The organism is Duganella sp. Root336D2 (assembly GCF_001425005.1).
Lineage (GTDB): Bacteria > Pseudomonadota > Gammaproteobacteria > Burkholderiales > Burkholderiaceae_D > Rugamonas.
The window spans coordinates 238,057-264,244 of sequence record NZ_LMDB01000001.1 but is presented as its reverse complement, the minus strand read 5'-3'; the positions used below and the strand labels follow the sequence as shown (position 1 = coordinate 264,244).

At 64.1% G+C, this 26,188-nt stretch carries 14 protein-coding genes; 8 read left to right on the top strand and 6 right to left on the bottom strand.

Features of this window, described 5'->3' with window-relative positions; translation table 11 throughout:
- Positions 1–78: 78 nt before the first annotated feature.
- The 3 genes from ASD07_RS01005 to ASD07_RS00995 all read left to right on the top strand — a co-directional run bounded on the left by ASD07_RS01005 (position 79) and on the right by ASD07_RS00995 (position 5,299).
- Complete coding sequence (locus ASD07_RS01005; RefSeq protein ID WP_156397801.1) at positions 79–1,299, top strand: AraC family transcriptional regulator; 1,221 nt, start codon at positions 79–81, stop codon at positions 1,297–1,299.
- A 359-nt stretch (positions 1,300–1,658) separates the two neighbouring features.
- The gene (locus tag ASD07_RS01000; RefSeq protein WP_055923861.1) at positions 1,659–2,846 is read left to right on the top strand and encodes a DNA-binding transcriptional regulator; all 1,188 of its coding nucleotides are present in this window, start codon (positions 1,659–1,661) and stop codon (positions 2,844–2,846) included.
- A 212-nt stretch (positions 2,847–3,058) separates the two neighbouring features.
- Positions 3,059–5,299, top strand: coding sequence for a glycoside hydrolase family 3 C-terminal domain-containing protein (locus ASD07_RS00995; RefSeq protein ID WP_055923859.1), 2,241 nt, complete (start codon positions 3,059–3,061; stop codon positions 5,297–5,299).
- A 60-nt stretch (positions 5,300–5,359) separates the two neighbouring features.
- On the opposite strand, the gene ASD07_RS00990 is transcribed toward ASD07_RS00995, so the two are convergent.
- Together ASD07_RS00990 and ASD07_RS00985 are read right to left on the bottom strand one after the other, a co-directional pair.
- On the bottom strand, positions 5,360–7,762 hold the full coding sequence (locus tag ASD07_RS00990; RefSeq protein ID WP_055923855.1) for a sialidase family protein: 2,403 nt from the start codon (positions 7,760–7,762) through the stop codon (positions 5,360–5,362).
- 172 nt (positions 7,763–7,934) lie between these two features.
- Positions 7,935–9,611: a sodium/solute symporter gene (locus tag ASD07_RS00985; protein WP_055923852.1), complete on the bottom strand. Its 1,677-nt coding sequence runs from the start codon at positions 9,609–9,611 to the stop codon at positions 7,935–7,937.
- 343 nt (positions 9,612–9,954) lie between these two features.
- On the opposite strand from ASD07_RS00985, the gene ASD07_RS00980 reads away from it, so the two are divergent.
- Positions 9,955–10,788 carry a galactose-1-epimerase gene (locus ASD07_RS00980; RefSeq protein WP_229207015.1) on the top strand — a complete coding sequence of 278 codons (834 nt, stop codon included), beginning with the start codon at positions 9,955–9,957 and terminating at the stop codon, positions 10,786–10,788.
- Here the strand turns inward: ASD07_RS00980 and ASD07_RS00975 are convergent.
- Genes ASD07_RS00975 through ASD07_RS00965 form a run of 3 tightly spaced genes read right to left on the bottom strand, consistent with a single transcriptional unit; the run spans position 10,785 to position 15,677 of the window.
- The gene (locus ASD07_RS00975) at positions 10,785–12,431 is read right to left on the bottom strand and encodes a family 43 glycosylhydrolase (RefSeq protein WP_055923849.1); all 1,647 of its coding nucleotides are present in this window, start codon (positions 12,429–12,431) and stop codon (positions 10,785–10,787) included. The two genes, ASD07_RS00980 and ASD07_RS00975, sit on opposite strands and share 4 nt — an antisense overlap.
- On the bottom strand, positions 12,428–14,767 hold the full coding sequence (locus ASD07_RS00970; protein WP_055923846.1) for a glycoside hydrolase family 31 protein: 2,340 nt from the start codon (positions 14,765–14,767) through the stop codon (positions 12,428–12,430). Before ASD07_RS00970 ends, ASD07_RS00975 begins: the two co-directional genes overlap by 4 nt.
- A 10-nt stretch (positions 14,768–14,777) precedes the next feature.
- A complete protein-coding gene (locus ASD07_RS00965) occupies positions 14,778–15,677 on the bottom strand; it encodes an alpha/beta hydrolase (protein ID WP_082507035.1) in 900 nt (299 codons plus the stop codon).
- 181 nt (positions 15,678–15,858) lie between these two features.
- Here ASD07_RS00965 and ASD07_RS00960 point away from each other — a divergent pair, with 181 nt between their 5' ends.
- Positions 15,859–17,442 (top strand): beta-xylosidase, encoded by a 1,584-nt coding sequence (locus tag ASD07_RS00960; protein WP_055923840.1) that lies wholly within the window; start codon positions 15,859–15,861, stop codon positions 17,440–17,442.
- A 4-nt stretch (positions 17,443–17,446) separates the two neighbouring features.
- On the opposite strand, the gene ASD07_RS00955 is transcribed toward ASD07_RS00960, so the two are convergent.
- Positions 17,447–19,444: a glycoside hydrolase family 2 TIM barrel-domain containing protein gene (locus ASD07_RS00955; protein ID WP_082507034.1), complete on the bottom strand. Its 1,998-nt coding sequence runs from the start codon at positions 19,442–19,444 to the stop codon at positions 17,447–17,449.
- 159 nt (positions 19,445–19,603) lie between these two features.
- On the opposite strand from ASD07_RS00955, the gene ASD07_RS00950 reads away from it, so the two are divergent.
- The 3 genes from ASD07_RS00950 to ASD07_RS00940 all read left to right on the top strand — a co-directional run bounded on the left by ASD07_RS00950 (position 19,604) and on the right by ASD07_RS00940 (position 26,140).
- Positions 19,604–21,088, top strand: a complete 1,485-nt coding sequence (locus tag ASD07_RS00950; RefSeq protein WP_055923835.1) for a tryptophan halogenase family protein — start codon at positions 19,604–19,606, stop codon at positions 21,086–21,088.
- Positions 21,089–21,114: 26 nt separating this feature from the next.
- Positions 21,115–22,776, top strand: coding sequence for an alpha-L-fucosidase (locus tag ASD07_RS00945; RefSeq protein WP_055923832.1), 1,662 nt, complete (start codon positions 21,115–21,117; stop codon positions 22,774–22,776).
- Between the two features lie 307 nt (positions 22,777–23,083).
- On the top strand, positions 23,084–26,140 hold the full coding sequence (locus ASD07_RS00940; protein WP_055923829.1) for a TonB-dependent receptor: 3,057 nt from the start codon (positions 23,084–23,086) through the stop codon (positions 26,138–26,140).
- Positions 26,141–26,188 lie beyond the last annotated feature (48 nt).

The following is a 26,188-nucleotide window of genomic DNA, read 5'->3' as shown; positions in this document are numbered from 1 at the left end:
TCACTCGTTGAACTGTTATGATGCAATAAGCAAGCCCGGCAAGAGGCTTCGCATACGGAGACAGTTCAACCATCTGTAATGATGCAAAAATTCTACAAGCAGGCCTTGCTGGCACTGATCGGCCTGGTGATCGCGGATGCATTGCTGGCGTTCTTCCTGATCTACCAAAGTTATTTGTCCGTCCCCCTGCTGGCGGCGCAGGGAGCCGGGGCGGGCTGGCAATACATGACCAACACCGACCAGGTCATGGGCGGCACGTCAAGCGCCCGGATACCGGACCCGCAGCGCGCGCAACTGCGCTTCGACTTCAAGCTGACCAATGCCGGGCAATACCCGTTTGCCTCTGCCGGAATGATCTTGCGCGATGCCAGGGGGGAGGTGGCCCAGGCCAACTGGGCCAGGTATAGCGAGATTTCCTTCCTTGCCAAGTGCGCGCCGTCCAATTCGATGATCTTTGGCATATCGACTTTCGACGACAATATTTCCAAAGCCGGCGATTTCATCACCTACCGCTCCCCCGGCACTTATTTTTCCTGCAACGCGCGCGGGGTCCCGGTCTCGCTGGACCTGTCGCGCCTCACCATTCCCGACTGGTGGTTCTATTCGGTCAAGCTGGACTTGTCGCACCAGGGTTATGAATTGAACAAGGTGTCGAAGCTCATGTTCGGGACCAGCAGCCAAAGCCCGATGCACGTCGATTCCTACCTGGATATCAGTGAACTGACCCTGCATGGCCGCGACTACCGCTATATCGCCGCCCTGGTGGCGAGCGTGCTGGCGAGCTGGCTGGCGTTTGCCCTGTGGTTCTTCCGCGCCCACGCGCAGGCCCTGACTTCCAGCCTTGACTCCAAGATGAAGGAAGACCTGCCGCTGGTCGCTTATCGCGAATTAACCCTGGAACCATATAAGGATAAAGAAAAAGCCAGCGTGCTGCGATATATCGCCACCAATTACACCAATCCGGATCTGGACCTGGAATGCGTGGTTTCGGCCACCGGGACCAATCGCAATAAAGTCAATGAGGTTTTAAAAACCGAGTTGGGGATGACATTTACCAGTTACCTCAATAAATTACGCCTGACGCAGGCGGCCAGGTTATTGTCGGAAAAAAGCACGGCGACGGTTTCGGAAATCGCCTATTCGGTGGGCTACTCCAACGTCTCCTATTTCAATAAATTGTTCAAGGAAGAATACGGCTGCACGCCGAAATCTTTCCGCCTGCTGGCCAGCCAGCAGGCTCCGGTAAATCCCCCCTCCCAGGCAGAAAACCAGCCTTCCCAGGGCGCAGAAACCGCCTGAGCGGCTTGCACTCCCTGCACAACTAATCGCATTTCTTGCACATTGATAGAAATTCCTCCACGGGCGCTACCGTGCAGGGAGGCCCCGTTGCTATGCTTGGTCCATGGCTTGGCGCTTGCTGCCAGCCATTAATTGCCGTCAGCGGCGACCTTTCTTTTTGAATGCGAAGACCGGGGGTGCCTGTCGGCCCACCCCGGCTTATTGGAGACATCATGGAAAAGAATCTTTTCGGTATCAGTGCCGGCAAAGTGCAATTGCCCGGCCAGCCAATGCAAACAGGCGCGGTACGCCGAAAGCGTGCTGCGGCGGAAAAATCCGCCGCTTAGCATTCATTTGAACCTGTTTTGCGATTGGCGATTATGAATACTTCGAAAGCACACCGTATTGCCCTGCTTTTTAATGCAAACAAGAGTTTCGACCGTGAAGTTATTTCCGGGATTGCCGCTTATCTTGGCAGCACCCGCGCGGCATGGGATTTATTCCTGGAAGAGGATTTCCGCCTGCGCCTGGCCGGTATCGAAGACTGGCAGGGTGACGGCATTATTGCCGACTTCGATGATCCAACCGTAGCCGCGGCCCTGGGCCGCTGCAGCGTGCCGGTGGTGGCGGTCGGCGGCTCGTACGTCGACGAAGCGGACTACCCGCGCGGCGTGCCCTATGTGGCTACCGACAATTTCAAGCTGATCAAGCTGGCCCGCGACCACCTGATCGACGTCGGCCTGCACCGCTTTGCCATGTTCAGCCTGCCCAAGGCCCGGGATAACCGCTGGGCCCAGGAGCGCGAAAAAGCCTTCCGCGCCCTGATGGAAGCGGACAAGATGGATGCTGAGATTTTCCGCGGCTGCGAAACCAGTGCTTCCGCCTGGGACGAATCGGTGGAAGGGCAGATTGCCTGGCTGCGCAGCCTGCCCAAGCCGGTCGGCATCATCGGCGTGACCGATGCGCGCGCCCGCCAATTGCTGCAGGCCTGCGTCATCGCCGGCATCGCCGTGCCGGAACAGGTGGCATTGATCGGCATCGACAATGACCCGCTGGTGCGCATGCTGACCCGCATTCCGCTCAGTTCCGTGATCCAGGGCGCGCAGGAAATGGGACGTACCGCGGCCCACTTGCTGGACCAGATGCTGCATGGCGTGCGCCTGTCGAATACGCGCATCCTGATGCCGCCGGCCGGGATCAATGTGTTCGCGTCGAGCCAGCACCAGGCGGTGCGCCATCCGCACGTGGCAAGGGCGCGTCATTTCATCCGCCAGTATGCCTGCCAGGGCATCAAGACGCACCAGGTGGCGGAATACGTTGGCGTGTCGCGTTCTTCGCTGGAAGCCTATTTCCGCCAGGAGCTTGGCTGCAGCGTGCACGACGTGATCCTGCAGTTCAAGCTCGATGCCGCCAAGGCCGGCCTGGAATGCGTTGAACGCAGCATTGCCGACGTGGCGCTCGGCTGCGGATTTACCTCGACCCAATACATGCACCTGGTGTTCAAGCGCGAGCTGGGATGTACGCCGCGGGCCTACCGTGACAGGGCGCTGGCGCTCGAGACGCAGTGAAGCAAGGGCCTGAGGGCCCTGTTTCTTTTGATGGGGCAGGTATCGTACCGGCGAACTGCCGATCAGGGGCAGCGTGGCCGGAAAGTGCGCGCGGCGGCAACTGGTGCCGCCAGCGCACTTGTCGCCACCGGGCCGCCGTGGCACAGCTTCCAGAATCCCTGTTTTCCGCCCGCGTTCGCCGGGCCGGCGGGTGTTCAATAGTGAAAGAAGACATGAGATCAAAGAGAATTTTCCTTGCCGCCGCAGTGTGCTGCGGCACTGCCGCGCTTGGCCCGGTCGCGGCGAACCCGGCATCCACCGGCCAGCCCTGGATGGACGCCCGGCTGGCGCCTGGAGAGCGGTCCGGAATGGTGGTCCAGGCCATGACCCTGGATGAAAAACTCAAGCTGGTGTACGGCTACCTGGGTGCCGACCTGGAGTGGAAAAACTCGAAACGCCCGGCCGAATCCCGGCTACAGTCGGCCGGTTTTATTCATGGCGTGGCGCGCCTGGGCATTCCGCATTTGTGGGAAACCGACGCCGGCCTGGGCGTAGCCAGCCAGGCCGGTCCGGATGTGCGCCCCGGCACGGCACTGCCTTCGGGCATGAATACGACTGCCACCTGGAACCCCGGGCTGGCCTACGGCGGCGGCGCCATGATCGGCGCCGAAGCGCGTGCCTTTGGCTTCAACGTGATGCTGGCTGGCGGCGTGAACCTGGTGCGGGAACCGCGCAATGGCCGCAACTTCGAATATGGCGGCGAAGACCCGCTGCTGGCCGGGAAGATGGTCGGCGCGCAGATCCGCGGCATCCAGTCGAACCGCGTGATCTCCACCCTCAAGCATTTTGCGCTGAATGACCAGGAATCCGGGCGCACCACGCTGAACGCCAGGATCGGCGACCAGGCGGCGCGCATGTCGGACTTGCTGGCGCTGCAGATTGCCATGGAAGAGGGGAATCCGGGGGCCGTCATGTGCTCCTACAACCGCGTCAACGGCGTGCATGCCTGCGAGAGCAGCTACCTGCTGACCGAAGTGTTGAAGCAGGACTGGGGCTTCAGGGGCTGGGTGATGTCGGATTGGGGCGCGGTGCACAGTACCGTCCCGGCCGCCAATGCGGGGCTGGACCAGCAATCGGGCATGCCGTTCGACCTGGCCGACTATTTCGGCCCGCCGCTGAAAGAAGCCGTGCTCAATGGCTGGGTGCTGCCGGCGCGCCTGGATGACATGGCACGCCGCGTGCTGCACGCGATGTTCGAACAGGGTGCGGTGGACCACCCGGTCAAGCCGGCGCCTGAAAGCTTCGACCGCAAGGCGCATGCCGCCGTCTCGCTGGCCGATGCGCAGGAAGGCATGGTGCTGCTGAAGAACAGTGCCGGCGCGCTGCCGCTGAAAAAGACCGCGAAGCGCATTGCCGTGATCGGCGGGCATGCCGACAAGGGTGTGCTGGCAGGCGGCGGTTCTTCACTGGTGACGGCGGAAGGCGGCAACGCGGTAGCGGGACTGGAACCGAAAAGCTGGCCGGGTCCGGTCATGTACTACCCGTCCTCGCCGCTGAAAGCGATACGGAAGCGCGTGCCGTCGGCCGCGGTGTCGTACCACGATGGCGTGGACCTGGCCGGCGCCGCCAGGCTGGCGCGCAGCAGCGATGTGGTGCTGGTGTTTGCCAACCAATGGACCGCCGAAGCGCTCGATGTGCCAAGCTTGTCGCTGCCAAACAGGCAGGACGACCTGATTGCCGCGGTGGCCGCAGCCAACCCGAATACCGTGGTGGTCCTGCAAACCGGCGGGCCGGTCACGATGCCGTGGTTGGCGCATGTTCCGGCCGTGCTGGAAGCCTGGTACCCGGGCAGCAATGGCGGCGAGGCTATCGCCGCTGTGCTGTTTGGCGAAGCCAACCCGTCCGGGCACCTGCCGGTCACCTTCCCAGCCTCGGAAGCGCAACTGCCGCGCCCGGTGCTTGACGGGTATCCCGAAGTGAAGGATCTCCGTTTCGACGTCGATTACCATGAGGGCGCGGCGGTAGGCTACAAGTGGTTCGACCTGAGAGGGGAAAAACCGCTGTTCCCGTTCGGCCATGGCCTGTCGTATTCAGAATTCGCGCTGTCCGGCCTGGCTGCGCGCGTCAAGGACGGCGCGCTGGACGTTTCGTTTGCGGTGAAAAACGTCGGCAAGGTCGCAGGCAAGGAAGTCGCGCAGGTTTACGTGGCCCCGCTTGGCGTGCGCTGGGAAGCGCCGAAGCGCCTGGCAGGTTTCCAAAAAGTCGACCTGAAGCCGGGAGCCAGCGCAAATGCGGCGGTCACGGTCGATCCTCGCCTGCTGGCGATGTATGATTCGGCGTCGAAAACCTGGCAGGTGGCCGCCGGCGATTACAAGGTGATCCTTGCCGCCGACGCCGCCGGCAGCAAGGCACTGAGCCAGGTTGTGCACCTGGAGGCCGCCACCTACGACGTGCGTGGCAAGCGTTTGCGCTAAGCTTTGTTCACAGTGCAGCGCCCGCCATGCGGCGGGCGGTCTGTTTGTGATCGGCTGTCCTCAGTTGGAGTAGAGCAGGCCGCGGCCGGTGCCTGACACGTAGATCCGGCCGTAGGTGTTGTGGTCGGCCGCCATCACGCCAATGCCGCCAAACTGGTGGGCATCGTCGTTGAAGCGGGTCCAGCTCACGCCCGCGTCGTCCGAGCGGTGCACGCCCCAAACGCCGTTGATCGTCCCCACCACATAGATCGCGGCCGAGTACTTGGCGCCGCTGGCCGCCTTGCCCAGCGCGATCAGGCTCGCGCCCTGCGTGCCGGCACCCGCCGCGAAGGTATTCAGCTTGGTCCAGTTCGCGCCCGAATCGACCGAGTGGTAGACGGTATTGCCGTCGGCCAGCCAGAGGTCGCCTTCGGCGTTGGGGTTGACTGCCATCGAGGTGGTCCAGAAGGCGCTTGGCGCGAGGCTGGCCGTCACCGAGCCCTGGCTCAGGCTGAAACTGTGGCCGCCATCGGTCGAGACATAGAACTTGCCTGGGGTGCCCCACGTTGCCCCGCCCGAATCATAGGCATACACCTTGTTCGGATTTTTGCGGTCCGCCGCCAGGTGATAGCCGCGATCCCAGTTCTGTCCGACCACAGGAAGCGCCGGCAGGTTGGTCGCAGTCCAGCTCGCGCCGCTATTGGTGCTGTAGGACGGCACCGAGTTGGCAGGCGCCCAGACGATGTTGTTGCGCGACGGGACTACCAGGCTGGCCGCGGAGCCAATGTTGGCCTGGGCTCCGGCGGGCAGGGTGGCGAAATCGGCCCAGGTCTTGCCGCCGTCGCCGGACCAGAAGCCGAAGCCGCCTGCGCCGGACCAGTTGGCCACGCCGGCACCGGCGATATACAGCGGGTCGGCCCACGCCATGTCGGCGGTGTTGCCGTTGCTCCAGTTGGCGTTGGGGGCCAAGGTCGGCTTGCTGGCGACGTCGGTCTGGAGCCAGGTGCCGATGTCGCCGGCACTGTTGATGAACTTGTATGGCGCAGCGGCCGGCGGCGTGACGATGGCCTGGGTCGCGGTTTCCTCGATATTGGTGATGGCGCCAAGCCAGGTCGGCGTCGCCGAGGAAGCATTGCGGGTCTCGATGATGCCGCCGCCGTGCACGTGCAGGATGTGGTCGCGGTTGGACGGATCGATTTCGACGTCGTCGACCCAGCCCGAGGCGCTTTCGCCCGGCATCGCGGCTTCGACTTCGCGCCAGGTCGCGCCGGCATTGTCGGACAGTTGTACGATCTGCTGGCCGTTCCAGTTGCCCCAGGAGTTGGTCACGCCCAGTGCGATGCGGGTGGTGGCGCCGCTGCCGTGGACCGAGACGCCGCCCAGGCCGAAGTTGGTGCCGCCCGCCGGGTCTACGCTCTTGAGCAAGGTCCAGCTGCTGCCGTCGAATTTGTAGAGGCGGCCGGGACCGCCGGCGCCGGGCCCGGCATCCTTGGTGAACACGACATAGAACATGCCGTCTGCGGCCCGCACCATGTGCGGGATGTGGTAGCCCGATACCGGGGTCGCGACCGGGCTCCAGCTTGTGCCGCCATCGGTGGATTTGTACATGCTCGAGCCCAGTCCGGCTGCGCCGGCATAGTCCGGGGCCACGGCCGTGTAGATGGTCTGGGTGGCCGTGCCGCTGCCCTTGGTGCCGGTGTCGTATACCACCAGCTCGACGCCCATGGCGCTGCCGCCGACGGCATTGACCTGGTCCTGGGTCATCTTGAGCGAAGACAGTGCCGTGACCTGGGACCAGGTCTTGCCGGAGTCGGTGCTCTTCCACAGGCCGGCCGTGCGCGAGCCGAAGAACAGGGTAGAAGGCTTGTTCGGGTCGACCATCAGGCGTTCGCCGATGGCGCGGCCGGAGTTGTTGCCGCCCAGCGGGAAGGGCAGGTCGACGTGGGTCCAATGGTCGCCGCGGTCGCTGGAGATGTACAGGCGGCCGTTGCCCTCGAAAGTGTACATGCCGGTCGCCATGTAGACCAGCTGGTCGTTATTCGGATCGACCGCGATGCTTTCGATGCCGTGGTATTTGCTCTCGGCTGCGCCGAAGCCCAGGCCGTCGGTGATCGGCGTCCACGAGGACGTCGCCTGGTTCCAGCGGTAGGCGCCGCCGATGTCGGTGCGCGCGTACAGCAGGTTGGCGGTGCTCGGATGGAATACCAGGCCGCTGACGTAGCCGCCGCCGCCCCATTTCACGCTGTTCCAGGTGGTTGCTTTGGTGGTGGGCGTGGCGCTGCCGGCCGGATCCGGGGTGCTGCCGGCAGGATCCGGTGCGCTGCTGCCGCCCGGGGCCGGCGTGCTGCCGGCGCTGCCTGGGGCTGGTGCGCTGGTGTTGCCTGGGGTGGTCCCGCTGCCTGTGCCGTCGGAGCCGCCGCCACAGCCCGCGGCGAGGCTGGCTGCGATCGCAAGGACGATCGCCCGCATTTTGTAGTTATTCATGCTATCCCTTCCAAAGAGTGAAAATTGCCGCTAACGCGCCATGCATTGTGCAAGCCGGTAGGTGCGCTGGCAATTCTCAAGAACGCCAAACTGGTGAATGAAATTGCGTAATGGCCGGCACAATGAAAAAGGGCCTTGCGGCCCTTTTATGCAGCTGCAGTTCGGCTTGCGGTTACCAGAGCGAACCGTAAATCGCAGCCAGCGCCACGCCGATGATGGCCGAGCCGACGGTAAAGGCGCCGTCAACCCGGAACATCGAGCTGTCGACGTGCAGGTGCTTGATGACGCCGTCGCGCCTGGCTTCGGCCAGCTTGCTGAGCAGGACCATGCCGGCGATCACGAACCAGAACACGATGAACATGCGGTCCAGGAAAGGAATCTCGGCAACGCCGGCCTCGGTGACTTTGGCGAAACCGATCGGCAGCAGGAAGGACAGGTCCATCATGGTCGGCAGGAACTTCAGCAGGATGGAGCCGGCCAGGCCGCCGACCGTGGCGAACATGGCTGCGCCCTGCGTGGTCTTTTTCCAGAAGAAGCCCATCAGGAACATGGCCAGGATGCCAGGCGAGACAAAGCCGGTGTATTCCTGGATGTACTGGAAGCCGCCTTTCTTGTCGATGCCCAGCATTGGCGCGATCAGCACGGCCAGCGCCATCGACACCACCACGCTGACACGGCCAATCCACACCATGCGCTGCTCGGTGGCCTGTTTGTTGAAGTTCTTGTTGTAGATGTCGAGGGTGAAGATGGTGGCAATGCTATTCGCCTTGCCGGCCAGCGAGGCCACCACGGCAGCGGTCAGGGCGGCGAAGGCTACGCCCTTCAGGCCCGATGGCAGCAGGTTGAGCAGGACCGGGTAGGCGCGGTCGGGATTCAGCTCGCCGCCCTGGCGCATGGCATCGCCCAGTGCGCCGGATTTATCCAGGGCGTAGGCGGCAATGCCCGGCAGTACCACGATGACCGGCATCAGCAGCTTGAGGAAGGCGGCGAACAGCAGGCCTTTGCGCGCCGTCGGCAGGTCGGCGCCCAGGGCGCGCTGGGTGATGTACTGGTTGCAGCCCCAGTAGTTCAGGTTGACAATCCACATGCCGCCCAGCAGTACCGACAGGCCCGGCAGGTCCATGTAGTTCGGGTCTTCGCGTTTCAGCACCATGTCGAAGTGGCCGCGTGCCGCGCCGAACAGTTCGGACAGGCCATGCATCGCGCCATGCTTGCCGGCCAGGCCAGCCACCAGGTCAAGCGCCAGCCAGGTGGTGACCAGGCCGCCGACCACCAGGCAGGCCACCTGCACCACGTCGGTATAGCCGATCACCTTCATGCCGCCCAGGGTGATGATGGCTGCGAACACGGCCAGGAACAGCATGCAGGGCAGCAGGGCGATGCCTGACAGGCTGGAGATCGCCAGCGCGCCCAGGTACAGGATGGAGGTCAGGTTGACCACCACGTACAAGCCAAGCCAGAACAGGGCCATGGTGGTGGCAACCGCCTTGCCGTAGCGCTGTTCCAGGAACTGTGGCATGGTATAGATGCGGTTCTTCAGGTACACCGGCATGAAGAACACGGCCACGATGACCAGCGTGGCGGCCGCCATCAGTTCGTAGACGGCGATCGCCATGCCGATCTTGTAGCCCGAGCCGCTCATGCCGATGAACTGTTCGGCGGAGATGTTGGAGGCAATCAGCGAAGCACCGATGGCCCACCAGGTGAGCGAGCCTTCGGCCAGGAAGTAGTCGTGCGAAGCCTGGCCGGAACTGCTTTGCTTGCGGCGGTAGATCCAGATGCCGTAACCGGCCACGGCGATGAAGTAAATCAGGAAGACAATCAAGTCCAGGGTTGAAAAGGTACTCATGCGGTGCTCACAAAGTGGGGTTGTCTCTGGGCGGGAGCGCGTGGACTGTGCGCCGTCCCCCGTTTTTTCGAATCGATATCCGGAAATCGTAGGCGATAGCCGCCTCTCATTTCCAATAACACTTTTGCATGCAGCTATATCGGATTGCATATGGGTCGGAATTCTCATGCGGTTCCGCTCCGCTGCGCTGGCATTATTGCCCAATCCCGGCGCTTGCAGGCCACCCGGAACGACAGTTCGCCAGAATCGTTCCGGGCCTTGGTGATTTTAGTAATTGAATCGCCATGCGCCGGATTGCAGAATGGCATGGTGCCGAAGTGTGCACAGGGAGCCCGATTTTTCAATGATGACGAAACATTTTTCCGGCGCAGCGTCAGAGGCTGACGAATACCGCTTGTTTACACTCAGGAACGCCAACGATATGGTGGTCACGGTCAGCGAACGCGGCGCCGCTTTGTGGGCCTGGCGTGCGCCGGACCGCTACGGGCGGATGGCGGATGTGCTGCAGGCGCCCGGCCGCAGTGCCGGCATGGCACTGTGGCAAGGACGCCACGCCGATGGCGGCGTCCAGCTGTTGCGCATGGGGGATGGCGATGCCTTGGCCCAGATGACCAGGTTCCGCCTGGACGACGATGGCAGCCTGACGGTGGAGCATGAGGTGGTAGCCATGGCGCTGGCCCCGCTCGAAACGGCATCCAATCCCTGTTTCAACCTGAACGGCGGCATGGCCGACGTGGGCGACCATATGCTGCAGATCGACGCCGACTACTACGTCGAAGCGGATGCCAATGGCGCCCCGGCCGGAGTGGCCGCCGTGGCCGGCACAGCCTTCGACTTCCGCCAGCCGGCGCCGATTGGTGCGCGCCTGCGCTGGCCCGATAGCCAGCTGGTCGGACGGGCCGGCTTCGACCACTGTTTCTTCGTGCGCGACCATTTTGCCGGCGGCCAGGGTCCGCTGCGCAAGGTGGCCCGTGTCGTCGATCCAGGGTCGGGGCGCTGCCTGCAGGTGTATACCACTGAAGCGGCGATGCAGTTTTGCGCCGGCCCGCTGGGCGGCTTTACCCTTGAAGCGCGCTCGCGCCCGGAGCTGGCAAGCGCCGCCTGGCCGAACATGATGGTCCTGCCCGGCCAGGTGTACCGGCAGACCTCGGTCTACCGGCTGTCGCTGGACGCTTAGGCAGGCGTCAGGCCGCGGTAGGAAAACTGCCGCGCCCGGACTTCGCCGCTGCCGGCGCTGTAGAGGCCGACTTTCAGGCTCATGAATCCGCCGAACACGTTGTGGTGGAATCCCGAGACTTCCATCTGCCACGGGTGCTTGACCCACGCTGCGCCGTCGCGCGAGTAATGGTAAGTCACCACGTTGCTGCGGTTGGTGAGCCGGATGTGGATGGTGCCGGCGGCGACGTTTTGCCGCATCCAGCTTTGCTCTTCGCTGCACTGGTAGGTGAACATCTGCGCCGGACTGAAACCGATGCCGCAGAAGGCGCGCTGGCTGTAATACAGCAGCAGGCCGCCCTGCGCCCCTTCTGAAATATCAAGAACCACCGACACTTCGTAATCGCGGTCGCCGACGATGCAGGTGAGCGGCGAACAGTCGGCGGGCGAGCTGCCCTTGCCCTTGATGACCAGCCCCTTGCCGTCGTAGCGGGCGCGCAGCATTTCATCGGCACCGGGGGCGAAGAAGCTCCATTGAACGCCGAAGCGGTTGCTTGAAAAGTCGTCCGACAGCGCCTGCCCGGCAGGCGAGAGCTGGCCGCCCCTGGGTTTGCGCAGGGGCCTGGACAGGGTGCCGCCGCGTGCGCGGAACCAGCCGTCGCTGGTCCATTCGACCGGTTCCAGCAAGGCCTGGCGGCCCAGTGTGCGAAAGCCATTCTCATAGCCGTGGTAGATCATCCACCAGTCGCCGCCCGGTCCTTCGAAGACGCTGGCGTGGCCGCGCGACCACCACGGTTCGTCTGCGCTGCGGGTGCGTACGATCGGGTTGGCCGGGCAGTCCTGCCAGGGGCCATGGATGGACCGCGAGCGCGCCGCGGTCACCATATGGCTGGTGGGCGGGCCGGAAGTGCCGCCGACGGCAGTCACCAGGTAGAACCATTCGCCGCGCCGGAATAGCTTGGGGCCTTCCGGCGCGAACATCTCGACTACCCAGTCCTCCGGGTAGCGCCAGGGCTCATAGACTTTTTCCAGCGCTCCGGCTGTCGAGAGGCCGTCGTCGGACAGGGCGACGCGGCGCACGCCATTGAAGAACAGGTAGCGCTTGCCATCCTCGCCCACCGCGTGGCCGGGGTCGATGCAGCCTTGCAGCTTGAGGTCGACCGGATCGCTCCACGGGCCGCGGATATTGTCGGCATGGATGACGTGGATCGAGTCGCCGGCCGGGATGTACAGGAAGTAGCGCCCCTGGTGCTTGACCAGGTCCATCGCCCATACGCTGCCGATCGGCTGGCTCAGGGCGGCGCAGATGGGAGCCCAGTTGAGCAGGTCGCGCGAATGCCAGATGACGGCGCCGGGGTAGGACAGGAAGGACGAAAACGTCATGTAGTAATCGTCGCCGTCCTTCAGGATGGTGGGGTCGGCATGGTCGCCGGGCACGATCGGATTCATGAACATGCCATTGCCTGAGTCGGCCTTGCGTTGCCCCTCGATGCCGTAGGCTGGCTGCGGCGGGCGCGGCGCGCCCGGCGGGCATGCCGGCACGCCGGCGGCGGCGGCGCCGGCCAGCGGCGCCAAGGGGGCTGCCGCGGCCCCGGCCCCGGCCAGGGCCAGCTTGAGCAGGCCGCGGCGGCGCGCCGGATCGGCTGGTTTGCTGTCGCGCCTCATTTTCCTGCCACCCTGGTGATGCCTGGCGCCTTGCGCGACAAGTCGGCGTCGCCGCTGACGGTGAGGCGGCCGGCGCTGTCGTCCCATTTCAGCCTGGCCAGCGTGGCCTTGCCTTTTTCGTAGTCGTAGGAGACGCCATCGTCGTCATACAGGGTGAATTCGCCGTCCCTGCCCGGATAGACCTTGATCTCGGCAATTGCCTGCCTGGTGGCGGTCGACTGGATCTCGGCGCCCAGCGGCACGATGGAGCCGGCGCGCACGAAGACCGGGATCTGCTCGATCGGTGCCGCGACCTTGATCCAGCGGCCGCCAGCCAGTTTTTCATTGGTCCAGAAGTTGTACCAGTCGCTGCCCGCGGGCAGGTAGACATCCTTTTCGGTCTGGCCCTGCTCGGTCACCGGCGCCACCAGGAAGGCCGGGCCGAACATGTATTCGGTACCGATATTGGCGACGTTCGGGTCCTGCGGGAAGTCCATCCACAGCGGGCGCATGAAAGGCGCGCCATTGTCCCAGGTCGCCTTGGCCTGGCTGTAGATGTAAGGGATCAGCTGGTAGCGCAGGCGGTCGTAGCGCGCCATGATGCTTTCGGCGTGCTGGCCGAAGGCCCAGATTTCCGCATGCTTGCGGTCGCCATGCAGGCGCAGTGTGGGCAGGAAGGTGCCGTACTGGAACCAGCGTGTGAGCAGTTCAGGATAGTCGTGGTTCTGGCCGATGGTCTCTTCGCCGCCGCGCGGGTCGACCAGCGGCTGCCTGGTGGCCCGGGTCGACTGCGGCAGCCATTGCCAGCCGCCGATATCGTTGCCCCAGTAGGCGATGCCGGAAGCGGTCATGTTCAGGCCAGTCGGGATCTGGCGCGCCAGCGCTTCCCACGACGGGTTGATGTCGGAAGACCAGAACAGGGCGCCGGTGCGCTGGGAACCGAGGTAGGCGGCGCGCGACAGGATCAGGGCGCGCTTGTTCGGCTTCCAGGCGCGCATGCCCTGGTGTACGCCTTCGGTATGCAGCAGCGGGAACAGGTTGTGGTAGCGGTCGCCGGAGCCGATCGAATAGAAATAGCCGTCCGGTACCAGGTCCGGCTCGGTTTCGTCGAGCCATGGGTAGTCGAAGCCTTGCGACAGGATATTGTCGCGCATGCGCTCCCAGAACCATTGGCGCGCGGCCGGGTTGGTGGCATCGATCAGGGCGCCCACGCGGTCGGAGCGGAACGGCAGGCCGTCAACGGTCTTGCCGTCCTTGTCCTTCAGGAAGTAGCCCTTGGCATCGAGCTCGTTGAAATAGCGGCCCGAGGTTTCAAAGCGCGGCCAGACCGAGACGATCGACTGCATGCCCAGCTCGTGCAGCTCCTTGTTCATGGCCGCCGGGGCGGGGAATTGCGCCGGATCGATATCGAGCTGGCCCATGCGGGTCCAGTGGAACCAGTCAAGCACCATGATGTCGAGCGGGTATTTCTTCTGGCGGTAAGTGTTCGCCACGCTGAGGATTTCCTGCTGGCTTTCGTAGCGCGCTTTGGACTGGATCAGGCCGAAAGCGGCCTTGGGCGGGATCGGCGTCTTGCCGGTCACGCGCGCGTAGCCCGAATAGATTTCTTCCGGCGTGCTGCCGGTGATGACGAAGAAGCTGACACGCTCGCCGACGTTCGACTGGAAGGCGGTACGGCCGTTGACGCCGGCGATGAAGCGGGTCGCCGAGGCATTGTCCCAGACAATGCCGTAGCCCTTGGAGGACACCATGAACGGCACGCAGACCGTCTCGCCGGCCGGTGCATCGTACCAGTGCTTGCAGTCGAGCACACGGCCGCGCAGGTCGAGCGGGCCGGTCGATTCCTGGTTCTGGCCCATGCCGTAGTAATGTTCGTCGGCAGGCGCGCTGAAGCTGGCGCCGGCCTGGTAGGTCTTTTCGCCGGCAACCGTGTGCGGCGCCAGCTCCCAGCCCGTCATGTCGAGCACCAGCTCGCCCTTGGCGTTGCGCACCTGCAGGCCGACCGGCGCCAGCTGCGGTGCGAAGTACTTTTCCATCTGGCTTGGCACGCGCGGTTGCGGGGCGGGCGGCAGGCGCAGGTTCAGCGCCGCCGAGGCGAAGCTGTCGCCATCTTTTCCGCTGCTGTGGCGGAAGGCCGAATTGTCGGCGTTCTGCGGCAAAATGCCAAATCCCGGACCCTTCAGTGCTTCGGCCTTGTCGGCCGCAATGGTGATGTGGAGCACGTTCGGCCCATAGGCCTCCACCGAGACCCAGGCGCCGTTGCGGTCAAGGGTAGCGATTGGCGCTGCGTGGGCGGCGCCCAGGCCGGTCAAGGAAAGCGCAGCGGCCAGGGCCGTGCGTTTGCAATGCACATTCATCAAAACTCCTTCATTGGGAAATCAGTTTGCGGTCGCGCAGCCAGTCTTCGGCGCGCCGGGTCCAGCTGGAGGCAGTGCCGTTGCCGGTGCGCATGGCCATGCCGTGGCCGCCGTGCTCGAAGACCAGCATTTCAGCCGGCACCTTGGCGCGGGTCAGGGCCTGGAAGTAGAGGATGCTGTTGTCGACCGGCACCAGGCCATCGTCCTGCGAGTGGATCAGCAGGGTGGGCGGCGTAGCCGCGCTGACCTGCTTCTCGAGCGACATCAGCTGCACCAGTGCGGCCGGCGGCCTGGGGCCGAGCAGTGCGTCGCGCGAGCCGGCGTGGACGGCCGGCGCTTGCATGCTGATCACGGGATACATCAGGATGGCGAAATCGGGGCGTGCGCTGACAGGGTCGAGCGCATCGCCGGCCCTTCCTGCCGGATGGTTGAACAGGGTGGAGGCGCTGGCGGCAAGGTGGCCGCCGGCCGAACTGCCCATGACGCCGATGCGGTCCGGTGCGATGCCGTATTTTGCCGCCTGCGAGCGCACCAGGCGGATCGCGTGCAGGACGTCCTGCAAGGGAGCCGGATGGCCGTAATCGGCCAGGCGGTACTTGAGGACGAAGGCGGTGATGCCAAGGCTGGACAGCCATTGTGCGTATTGCTGGCCCTCACGCGTATTGGACAGGAACTGGTAGCTGCCGCCAGGGCAGATGATGACGGCCGTGCCGGTCGGGCGGTCCAGGGCAGCCGGATACAGCGCCAGGGTCGGCTGGCTGACATTGCTGATACGCTCGCCGTCGGCGCGTTCCGGGCCGGCCTGCGGCCGCGCGTTGGGGACCCCATCGGGCCAGACCGGTATGACGCTGGTTTGCGCAAGGGCGCTGTTGGCGGCCATGAACAGCAGGGCCAGGATCCATGATCGCATTGGTTGCATTCTCCGGGAATTGACAAACCAGGCCATCTTTGCAGACTGGCCGTGGCGCTGCAATTATGAAAATCACCGACCGGCAGAATGATTTACCGCAAGCGGCAGCGGCCACATTCCCAGTCCGAATGCCCGGTGATAGCATGCCTCGCACAACCAGAAACAACAGGAGTCCGACCGAATGAAGCTGCAACACATCTGCCTGGCCGCGCTGGGCGCGGCATGTTTATCGAATAGCGCGGCGAATGCCGCCACGCCCGCCAAGGCGGCGGCGCGCCAGGTTGTGCTGGACGCTGCGAAAGCCGGCCAGGCCCTGGACCGTTTCTACGATCTGTCGATCGGCTCCGATTATCCGGGCACCCTGCGGCGTGCAGACAGCATGGCCCAGTTGAAGACCCTGGTCGACGAAACCGGCTTCCGCTACATCCGCTTCCACGCCATCTTCCACGACGTGCTGCAGACCGTGAAGAAGGAAAACGGCAAGCTGGTCTACGACTGGAGCGGCATCGACAAGCTGTATGACGACCTGCTGGCGCGCAATATCAAGCCCTTCGTCGAACTGGGCTTTACACCCCAGGCGCTGGCCACTTCGAACGCCAGGATTTTCTACTGGGAGGGCAATACCTCGCACCCTGAGCTCATTGGCTGGCGCGACCTGGTTACGGCCTTCGTCCAGCACTGCCAGCAGCGCTATGGCAAGGAGGAAGTGCGCAGCTGGTTCTTTGAAGTCTGGAATGAGCCGAACCTCGACGGGTTCTGGGAGGGCGCCGAGCAGAAGGCGTATTTCGAACTGTACGACGTCTCGGCCAAGGCGATCAAGGCCATCGATCCGGCCCTGCGCGTAGGCGGTCCGTCCACTGCCGGCGCGGCCTGGGTGCCCGAGTTCCTCGAGCATGTGGCCAGCAGCGGCGCGGCGGTGGATTTCGTAAGCACCCATACCTACGGCGTCGATAGCGGCTTCCTGGACGAGAAGGGCGTGGAGGACACCAAGCTGTCGCCATCGCCCGATGCCATCATCGGCGACGTGCGCAAGGTGCGCCAGCAGATCGCCGCATCGAAGTACCCGCAGCTGCCGCTGTACTTCACCGAATGGAGTACCAGCTACAACCCGCGCGACAAGGTGCACGACTCCTATATCGGCGCGGCCTACATCCTGAGCAAGCTGAAAGGGACCAAGGGCCTGGTGCAAGGCATGAGCTACTGGACCTACACCGACCTGTTCGAAGAACCCGGGCCGCAGACCAGGCCATTCGACGGCGGCTTCGGCCTGATGACGCCACAGGGCGTGCGCAAGGGTCCGTATTTCTCGTACCAATACCTGCACGCCTTGAGCGGCAAGGAAATTCCGGTGGCCGACGGGCAGGTGATGGCGGCCAGCGATGGCAAGGCGGTGCGCGCCGTGGCCTGGGACTTCCAGCAGCCGCAACAGGCGGTCAGCAACCGTTCCTTCTTCACCAAGGTGCTGCCGGCCACGCCGTCCGCGCCGCTGGCGTTCACGGTGCGCCACGCCAAGCCCGGCAAGTATCGCGTGCAGGTGCACCGCACCGGCTTCCGCGCCAACGATGCCCATACGGCCTACATTGAAATGGGCATGCCGGAAAAGCTGACGCCGGAGCAGCTGGACAAGCTCACGGCCTTGACCAGCGACGCGCCGGAAACGGTGCGCGAAGTCAGCATCGGCAAGTCGGGCAGTTTCTCGCTCACCGTACCGATGCGCAGCAATGACGTGGTGCTGCTGACGCTGGAACCGGTGGGGAAGCGCTGAAGCGCTAGCGCGCCGGCGGCGCCGGCCGGAAAGTCCATTCAACGGAATCGGCGGCGCCGCCCGCCGAGACTTGCAGCCGGTTGGCGCCCTCGGCCAGTTCCACCTGCCAGGTGGCGATGTGGCCGGCCACCGGCCGCTGGCCGAGGTCGACGCCGTTCAGGCGCAGGCGCGCGCTGGCCTGGTTGCTGTACACCTTGACCTGCGTGGCAGCCTGGGTGCGCAGGGCGTGGCGGCGCGAGGTGATATAGGCCATTGGCTGGGACGCCCAGTTGGCCTGGTACCAGAAATAGGCGTCCTTCCTGATCGTACGGTCGAAGCTGACCAGGCCCTTGTCGTTGAATCCCGGGGTGTCGCCCTCGTTGCGGCCGGCCGACGCGAAGTCGAACCCGACCCAGACGAAGCTGGCCCAGAGCCAGGGCCGCGCCGCCAGCTGCGGCCAGGCCGCCTCGTGGTACAGCGCCTGGTACTGCTCGGGGTGCCAGCGGCCGCCCGGCTGCGGGCGTCGCGGCGGGTCTTCCTGCTGCAGTGCACTGGCGCCCGCGCCATACTCGCTGATGGCCAGCGCAGTTGCCGGGCGGCGCGTGCGGTTGGCATCAAGGAAGGGGCCCAGGTCGGCGAATTGTCCGTCGTACCAGCCGAAATAGACGTTGGAAGCGACGGCATCGGTGTGCGACGCCTGCGGGCCATCGATCGGTGCGCAGCAATTGGCGTAGGCGGTCGGGCGGCTCGGGTCCTCCTCATGTGCGATTTGCTGCAGCTTTGCCAATACGCGCGCGCTCGCCGCGTCGCTCTGGTAAATCTCGTTGCCCAGACCCCACAGCATGACGGAAGGATGGTTGCTGTTCTGGCGCACCAGCTCGCGCAGCTGCTGCGTGCTGTTGGCAAGGAAGTCATCCGAGCCGTTGACGGCGGCGGTCAGGGGCAGTTCGGTCCACACCAGCCATCCGGCACGGTCTGACAGGTCATAGCCGCGCTGCGGATGCTGGTAGTGCGCATAGCGCAGGCCGGTGACCCCGAGTTCCGACAGGATACGGTAGTCGGCGTCGATGTCCGCGTCGGAAGCGGCGATGCCTTTGCCGGGCAGCGAAGTCTGGTGCACATTGACGCCATGCACCCGGTAGCTCGCACCGTTGAGCAGCAGGCCGCGCTCGGGATCGAGCCGGATATCGCGGATGCCGGCTGCAAATGAGAGCCGGTCGCGCAAGCTGGCCCCGGCGCCGCCTTCTTCGGCCAGTTCGGCTTCGCTGGTGTACAGGTAGGGATCGGATGTCCCTTGCCACAGGTGCGGTGCCGGCAGCACCGCTTGCAAATCGATTTCCACCGCGCTGCGGGGCGGCAGCTCGACGGTTTTGCGCGCGCTGGCGACGATCCGTTGGCCGGCATCGCGCAGCCGCGTGGTGACGACGGCCCGCGCGCTGCGATCACGGTCATTGCGGACCCGTGCGGTCCAGGCCAGCGATGCCGTTTCGTGTGAGATGGCATAGGGCTTGAAGTAGACGCCCGGGCCGCCGTAGTCAAGCATGTCGAAATGGAGATCGCTGGTCGCCACAAGGCGGACTTTGCGATAGAGCCCGCCGGAGAGCGTGTAGTCGCCGGCCAGCGGCGCGACGGCGGCATCAGGCGCATTGTCGACGCGAAGCACCAGCGTGTTGTCGCCTTGCCGAAGCAGGTTTGTGACGTCAAAGCGGAAACGGGCGAAGCCGCCTGCGTGCCGGCCTGCCTGTTGGCCGTTGATCCAGGCTTCCGTTACCAGCAGGGCGCCATCGAACTCCAGGAAATGGCGCTGGCCGTTGCGCACGCGCGACAGGTGCAGCGTGCGGCTATACCAGGCGGGCCCGCGGTAGGCGCCGTAGCTGTGGGGCAGGGTGACCGCCTGCCAGCCATGGTCGCCAACCTTGTGGAAAAGCCAATCCGCATCAAGCGCAATCGCTTCGCGCGGTGGTGCGGCGGCGGCCAGCGGCGCAAGCAATGCGCACGATATCAATGCGAGGGTCGGTTTCATAGCGCCGCATTGTCCACCGCAGTGCGCCGCAGTTCAATTGCCCTGCAAGATTTCATTGTGCGACTTGGTAGTTTTCACAATTGCGAAGGCCGGTGGCCACTTGCACAATCCAGACGCATAAAGAGTCGATCCACACACGAGATCGCGAAGGGGACGAGGATGAATACCGCATACAAGCGCATCGTGGTCGTTGGCGGCGGAACGGCCGGCTGGATGACAGCCACCGCATTGGCGACCGCTTTCCCGGCCAGCACGGTCGAGCTGGTTGAATCGGAGGAAATCGGCATTGTCGGCGTTGGCGAGGCAAGCTTTCCCTCCATCCGTGCCTTCCACAAAATCCTCGGTATCGACGAAGCGCAATTCCTGCGCGCCACCGACGGCACCTTCAAGCTGGGCATCGAGTTTCGCGACTGGCGCGAAGCGGGAGCGAAATACTTCCATACCTTCGGCGATTTCGGTGGACTGAGCGGCCCGTATGCGCTGTGGGGCCAGCACCGCCGCCTCGGCGAGGCGGAGCTGGGTGCGCTGGACCGGCAATGCCTGCCCAGCGTGATGGCCAGCCAGGGACGTTTCATGGCCCCCGGTCCCGGCGACGGGCGGCAGTTCAATTACGCCTACCATTTCGACGCTGCGCTGTACGCCGCCTTCCTGCGCACGATGGCGCTGCAGCGCGGCGTACGCCGCAGCGAAGGCCGTATCGTCGACGCGGTGCGCCGTGCCGACGGCGGCATCGCCCACCTGGCGCTTGCCGACGGCCGCGTGGTGGAAGGCGACCTGTTCGCCGACTGCTCGGGCTTTGCTTCGCTGCTGCTCGGGCGTGCGCTGGAAGAGCGCTACGTCGATTTCAGCCGCTGGCTGCCGGTGGACCGGGCCTGGGCTTGCCCGTCCGCGCGCAATGGTGCGGCGTTGACGCCCTCTACGCGTTGTACCGCGCTGGAAGCGGGCTGGGCATGGCGTATCCCCTTGAGCAACCGTACCGGGCATGGCCATGTGTTCGCCAGCCGCTACATCGACGAAGAACGGGCGCGGGAACAGTTGATGCAGCAGCTCGACGGCGCAGCATTGGCCGACGCGCGCCTGCTGCGTTTCAGCGCCGGGCACCGTGAGCGGTTCTGGGTGCACAACGTGGTGGCGCTCGGCCTGTCTTCCGGCTTCCTCGAACCGCTGGAGTCGACCAGCATCTTCCTGGTCCAGAGCGGCCTGGGACGACTGATCGAACTGCTGCTGGCCGGCGCGCGCCCCGGCCAGGAAGCCGTGGCCGCCTACAACGCCGGCATGCGGCGCCAGTTCGAGCGTATCCGCGACTTCATCATCCTCCACTACTGCCTGACGGCTCGCCGCGACAGCCAGCTTTGGCGCGATATGGCGAGCATGGAATTGCCGGAGACGCTGGCTTTCAAAATCCACGCATGGCGCCAGGCCGGCGCCCTGCACCAGTACGACCAGGAAGGTTTCGACGCTACCAGTTGGCTGGCGATCCACGCGGGCATGGGCCACTGGCCCGAGCGCGCGGATCCCTCGCTGCACGAAATGCCGCACGAAGATGCCTTGCGCGCCCTGCGCATGCGGCGCGACAGCATCGCCGCCACCGTCGCAACCATGCCGAGCCACCAGGATTACCTGCACAGCGTGCTGGCACGCTGACCGAGACGCTGTTTATAGGAAGTTTGATGAAACGACGAGACTTATTGAAGCATATGGGAGCCGCCGTGCCTGCAGCCGCACTGTCTGGCGTGGCGCGCGCTGCGGCCGACACCCTGGCGCCGGGCGCCGCGACCCCGATCGCCTCCGGGCCGTTCAAGCCGGAATGGGAATCGCTGGACCAATACCAGGTACCTGAATGGTTCCGCGACGCCAAGTTCGGCATCTGGGCCCACTGGGGCCCGCAATGCGCACCGGAGTTCGGCGACTGGTACGGCAGGCTGATGTATGAGGAGGGCAGCGACGCCTACCGCAATCACCTGCAGAAGTACGGCCACCCTTCGCAAGCCGGTTTCAAGGACGTCATCCATCAATGGAAGGCTGAAAAATGGGATCCGGACGGTCTGGTCGCCTTGTACAAGAAAGCAGGCGCGAAGTACTTTGTCGCCCTGGCCAACCACCATGACAACTTCGACACCTACAGCAGCCGCTACCAGCCGGAATGGAATTCGACAAAGATCGGACCGGGCAAGGACCTGATCGCAGGCTGGAGCAAGGCAGCCCGCGCCAACGGCCTGCGTTTCGGCGTCAGTGTGCACGCCGCCCATGCCTGGACCTGGTATGAACTGGCGCAGCGTTCGGACAAGAGCGGTCCCTATGCCGGCATCCCTTACGACGGCAACCTGACGCGCCTCGATGGCCTGGGAAGGTGGTGGGAAGGGATCGACCCGCAAGCACTGTATGCACAGCGCCATCCGCTGAGCAAGGCGGAAGGCGACGGCGGCGTGAACAACGAACAATGGCACTGGGGTGGAGGAGCCGCGATTCCGGACAAGGCTTACTGCGACAAATTCTTCGACCGCACGCGCGACCTGATCGATACCTACGATCCGGACCTGGTGTACTACGACGATACCGTGCTGCCTTTGTATCCGTTCAGCGATGTCGGGCTGCGCCTTGCGGCCCACATGTATAACCGCAGCATTGCCACCAAGGGCAAGCTGGAAGCTGTCGTCAACGGCAAGATCCTGAATGAACAGCAGCGCCGCAGCATGGTATGGGACATCGAGCGCGGCCAGAGTAACAAGATTGAGGCATTGCCATGGCAGACCTGCACCTGCATCGGCAGCTGGCACTACGACCGGCGCATCTACGATAACCGCGCCTACAAGAGCGCGCAGGCCGTGGTGCACACCCTGATCGACGTGGTCAGCAAGAACGGCAACCTTCTGCTCAGCGTTCCGGTGCGCGCCAATGGCACCATCGACTCGCAGGAGACCGCGATTGTGGAGGAAATCGGACGCTGGATGGCGCGCAACGGCGAGGCAATTTACGACACGCGCCCCTGGACTGTGTTTGGTGAAGGCCCAGTGATGGAAGACGCAGCCGCACCGGTGTCCGGTGCGGGCTTCAACGAAGGCAAGGGTAAGCCGTTCTCGGCGGCCGATATCCGCTTCACCGCCAAGGGCGATGCGGTGTATGCCTTCGTGATGGGCTGGCCGCAGGATGGCAAGGTGCTGATCAAGACGCTGCGCGCTGCAACGCCGTACCTGAAAAAACGCATTGCGCGCATTGAGCTGGCAAGCAGCGGGCGCCCGCTGGCTTTCCGCCAGGGCGCCGACGGTTTGCAGGTGACGCTGCCGGCACACAAACCTGCGCTGGCCTACGCCAACGTGCTGAAGATCACCTGACAGGGCGGGATTACAGATTTTCGTTTGTTGTATTGGTGATTTTCACAATTGCCGCCGGGTGCAGCCGAAGGCAGAATGGTTTGCCCGCCAGAGGTTATAAAACAGATAATGGAGATATCAATGAAAATTCGAATTCTTGCCGCGCAAAGCGGCGAAACAGCACGCGCCGTCTAGGCGCGGCGCGATTCAGGCTTATCCCGCCAGGCACTCCTAAGCAATGCGCAGCTCGCGCGCCGGCACGGCGGCGTAGCCGCGCTGCATCGGGTCACGGTGACCAGATCAATAAGTTAGAACGAGAGGATTCAGAGTGAAACACTTGAGGAAGACAGCGATCGCCATGGCCGCGGCGCACATCGCACTGCTGGCAAGCGGCGCCGCCCTGGCGCAAACAGCAGCTGCCGGCAAGGGCAGTGAGAACACCGTGGTAGTGGTGGGCCAACGCGCCGCGCTGGAATCGGCACTGAAGATCAAGCAGAATTCCGACGAGATTGTCGATTCGATCGTGGCCGACGACATCGGCAAATTGCCGGACCGTTCGGTTACCGAAGTGCTGCAGCGCATTCCTGGCGTGAGCATCGACCGCACCATGAACCGCGCTGACCCGATGCAAGGCCTGGGTGATGGCATCCAGCACTTCGCCGCCGAAGGTACGGGCGTGTCGGTGCGCGGCTTGAGCTATGTGCGCTCGGAATTGAACGGGCGCGATTCGTTCTCCGCCAACGGTGGCCGTGCGCTGAGTTTCGAGGACGTGCCGCCCGAGCTGATGGCCGGCGTGGACGTGTACAAGAATCCATCGGCCGAGCAGATCGAAGGCGCGGTGGGCGGCCTGGTCAACCTGCGCACCGCCATGCCATTCGACTACAAGGGTTTCAAGTCCGCGCTGTCGGTGGAAGGCTCGCGCGCCAGCCGCAGCGGCAAGACCAAGCCGGCGGTGTCCGGCCTGGTGTCGAACCGCTGGGACACCCCGATCGGACAGGTCGGCGCGCTGCTCGACCTTTCGCATTCGCAGATTTCCACCGCCAGCGATGCCCTCGGCGTCAGCAACTACCTGCCGCGCGCCGATATCACGCCAGGCCAGTTGCGCTGGATCAGCCCGGGCGCCAGCTGGAACTCGAACACGTTCGACCGCACCCGCCAGGGCCTGTATGGCGCCCTGCAATGGAAGAAGGGCGATCTCTCCTCCGGGCTGACGTACTTCAAATCGAAGTACAAGATCCATACGGAGGAGAGCGGGTTCTTCATGACCACCACTGCATCGACGCTCACCGTCGATCCGGGCGCGACGTACGACGAAAAAGGGGCGCTGTTGACGGGCGTATTGCGCAATCCGACCGATGGCGGCTTTGGCCTGAGCAACGGCATCGGCTTCGGCACCGACGCGCGTACCACCGCCCGAAAGGCTGACACCTCCGACCTGTCCTGGAACGCCCAGTGGCGCGCTTCCGACCAATGGGTGTTCAAGGCCGACTTGCAGCACACCCGCGCCACCACCAAAGGATTTGACAACACGGTCGGCCTGGGCGGCTTCATGCCCAAGGAAACGATGGACCTGAGGACCTCGCCGCCGACCTACACCTTCGACGCCGCCGACCGTGCCTGGCTGGCCGATCCCTCGCACTATTACTGGAGTTTTGGCCAGGAGCACCGCGACAAGGCGGTTGCCACGCAAAATGCGGCACGCCTGGACGCCAGGTTCATCTTTGATTCGCCCGTCCTGCAGGACCTGCGTTTCGGTGTGCGCGCGACCAAGCGCGACTCGCTCACCAACCGTACCCATGGCGGCAATGGCGGCAACGAATGGTCCAACATCACGCAGACCTGGTCGGTCGGTGACAGCTGGCAGCCATACAGCCAGTTCGCCGTCCTGACCGATCCGCGCCTGGGACAGAACTACACCACGCACGCTTTCGGCAGTTTCTTCAACGGCACCTTGCCGGCACCGCCGACAATCGTTGTGCCAACCCCGGCGACAGTGGCCGGCTCCTTTGACGCCACGCCGGCGATGTTCAATGAATTGCACGGCTACGCCAACAACTTCTGCAAAAACCCGGGGCCGACCGGCGATTGCACCAACTGGAAGCCTTCGCCATTCGGCGGCCCGAGCGATACCAACGAGCAGCACGAGCGCACCAAGGCGGCCTATGCCCAGCTCCGTTTCGCCATCGACAGCTTGCCCTATCCGGTCGATGGCAACATCGGCACGCGGGTCGTCAAGACGCAAGCGCAGGCGGTCGGGATGTTCTTGTTCAGCCCGCCGACCGGAACCCAGCCGCCGGGCGTGCCGGCAATTGCGGAGCTGTCTGAAAAGCGTACCGTCGAACATAATTACACCAACGTCCTGCCGAGCCTGAACCTGCGCATGAAGGTCGGCAGCGAGCTGCAGTTCCGCTTCGCCGCGTCGAAAGGCATGACGCGGCCGGACTTTTACATGATGCAGCAGTACACCACGCTGGAACAGAAGGTGAACACGCACACCGACGCGGCGACCAACCAGACGGTGCTCGATTCGATCGACTACAAGGGCAGCGCCAACGGCAACCCCATGCTCAAGCCGACCACTTCGAACAACCTGGACCTGACGGCAGAATGGTATGGCAGCCATGGCAGTTCGGCGACGCTGTCGCTGTTCAACAAACGGCTGAAGGACATCATCATCAACCGCACCTCGTTCTACACCTTGACCGATGGTGCGGGCGCGGCGCACGATTTCCTGACTACGGGACCGGTGAACGGTGCCGAGGGCCGCGCCCGTGGCGCCGAACTCGGATTCCAGCACTATTTCGACAAGCTGCCGGGTTTGCTGTCGGGCATTGGTGTCTCAGGCAACTACACCTATATCGACAGCAAGCTGGACATGCACGCGCCGACCGGCCTGTGGTGCACGCCGAAGGGCACGCTGGTGGCCAATACGCTGCGTGACCTCGCCGGCTGCGATACCGACGGCCGCGTGATCGGCAATATGCCGCTGACGGGCATGTCGAAGAACGCCTACAACCTGGCGTTGTTGTACGATAAAGGTCCGTGGTCGGGACGCCTGGCATATAGCTGGCGTTCGAAGTACCTGCAGGTGATCAATGCCTATGGCAGCAATGGCACCGATGGTATCGACCAGAACCCGGATAGCCCGAACAAGGGCCAATTGAACTCGGTGAACTACGCCCTGCCGGTGTGGGGTGGCGCGTACGGCCAACTGGACCTGGGACTGCAGTACAAGGTGACCGACAATATGACCGTGGCGTTCAACGTCGGCAACCTGAACAATGCCATGTACAAGCAGTACGTGCAGCAGCACATCGGCATGAAGGAGCACTTCGCCAACTTCACCGGCCGCAGCTACTACCTGCAGGCGCGATACTCGTTCTAGAACGGTCTGGCGGCACGCCGAGGCGGCGTGCTGCCTATTTCATCATGG

Bases quoted from the DNA above. Each gene is read 5' to 3' on its own strand.
- ASD07_RS00960 (WP_055923840.1), top strand. From the start codon at position 15,859: ATGAAGCTGCAACACATCTGCCTGGCCGCGCTGGGCGCGGCATGTTTA.
- ASD07_RS01005 (WP_156397801.1), top strand. From the start codon at position 79: ATGATGCAAAAATTCTACAAGCAGGCCTTGCTGGCACTGATCGGCCTG.
- ASD07_RS00945 (WP_055923832.1), top strand. From the start codon at position 21,115: ATGAAACGACGAGACTTATTGAAGCATATGGGAGCCGCCGTGCCTGCA.
- ASD07_RS00985 (WP_055923852.1), bottom strand. From the start codon at position 9,611: ATGAGTACCTTTTCAACCCTGGACTTGATTGTCTTCCTGATTTACTTC.
- ASD07_RS00990 (WP_055923855.1), bottom strand. From the start codon at position 7,762: ATGAATAACTACAAAATGCGGGCGATCGTCCTTGCGATCGCAGCCAGC.
- ASD07_RS00965 (WP_082507035.1), bottom strand. From the start codon at position 15,677: ATGCGATCATGGATCCTGGCCCTGCTGTTCATGGCCGCCAACAGCGCC.
- ASD07_RS00955 (WP_082507034.1), bottom strand. From the start codon at position 19,444: ATGAAACCGACCCTCGCATTGATATCGTGCGCATTGCTTGCGCCGCTG.
- ASD07_RS00980 (WP_229207015.1), top strand. From the start codon at position 9,955: ATGATGACGAAACATTTTTCCGGCGCAGCGTCAGAGGCTGACGAATAC.
- ASD07_RS01000 (WP_055923861.1), top strand. From the start codon at position 1,659: ATGAATACTTCGAAAGCACACCGTATTGCCCTGCTTTTTAATGCAAAC.
- ASD07_RS00970 (WP_055923846.1), bottom strand. From the start codon at position 14,767: ATGAATGTGCATTGCAAACGCACGGCCCTGGCCGCTGCGCTTTCCTTG.
- ASD07_RS00950 (WP_055923835.1), top strand. From the start codon at position 19,604: ATGAATACCGCATACAAGCGCATCGTGGTCGTTGGCGGCGGAACGGCC.
- ASD07_RS00995 (WP_055923859.1), top strand. From the start codon at position 3,059: ATGAGATCAAAGAGAATTTTCCTTGCCGCCGCAGTGTGCTGCGGCACT.
- ASD07_RS00975 (WP_055923849.1), bottom strand. From the start codon at position 12,431: ATGAGGCGCGACAGCAAACCAGCCGATCCGGCGCGCCGCCGCGGCCTG.